General features: G+C 47.0%; 1 pseudogene. It reads right to left on the bottom strand.

What is annotated here, in order from left to right:
* Positions 1-624: pseudogene (locus R7044_RS26330) on the bottom strand (nuclease); the annotation flags it as partial.

The raw sequence follows: 624 nt of genomic DNA on the forward strand, positions 1-624 counted from the left end.
CCTTCTTTGATCACAAGCGGCGTCACCAATGGAATGTCTGACGTGCCAGTTTTTACATAGCTGGTTGCGTCAGAAGAAAGCTGAGTATTGCTGTAGTACTCCTGAACCTTACCTTTCACACAAACTACATCACCAGGCTTTAGCTCGGTATCTGCGGCGTTCGTATGAATAAATAGACCTTCTGACGTCTTATCGTTGTTATCGTTCTCGATAGCTTGCAGGTAGAAGCCTTTCGTCAAACCGCTAGTAACAGCGCTCACGACACCAGTAACAAAATGCTCTTCTGTCGTAATGTATGGGTAACCATCGATAAATGGCGAAGAAGCACCTTCACCTTGAATGTCTTGAATGGATGTGAACGTTGGCGCGTGTCCATCCACTTCACACACAAATTCTGCAGGTGGCTCAGCTGCATTCAGCTCGCCCAAGCCATCAATGTTGTCTTTTGCTAACGTTGTCCATTGAGAAGATTGGAAAGTCGCAGAAGGCATCAGTGCGTCACCGTTACGTACCAAAGTGGCGTCTTTGCCAAATGCTACACCACCCATCACGCCGACCATGTCGTGAACTTCACCATCTTTTAATAGTGCGAGAGGATCGTCACCATTAAAGTTCGCCACGTTT

The organism is Vibrio sp. 1402 (genome assembly GCF_033340275.1).